Raw genomic sequence first — 233 nt, forward strand, 5'->3', positions numbered from 1 at the left:
CGGTGTAGACGAGGTAGATCGTCGACAGCGACAGGCCGACTAGGCCGGCATAGACCCAGAACGTGGTCTGCGCCGCCCGCACGCTCATCGACTGGATGCGGAACGACAGGAACATCACGGTGGCGAGCGGAGCCAGGATGACGACCCAGCGGTACGCGCTTGCATAGATGGGCTGGCCGAAGCCGGTCAGCTGGCCGTCGCCCGTGTTGGCGAGTTGGAACGCGCCCCAAGCG

1 pseudogene is annotated in these 233 nt (G+C 66.1%); it reads right to left on the reverse strand.

What is annotated here, in order from left to right:
• Positions 1-233, reverse strand: a pseudogene (locus tag KVT37_RS33085) (BAX inhibitor (BI)-1/YccA family protein); the annotation flags it as partial.

This window comes from Mesorhizobium sp. GbtcB19, from assembly GCF_019091085.1.
In the GTDB taxonomy this organism is placed as follows: domain Bacteria; phylum Pseudomonadota; class Alphaproteobacteria; order Rhizobiales; family Rhizobiaceae; genus Mesorhizobium.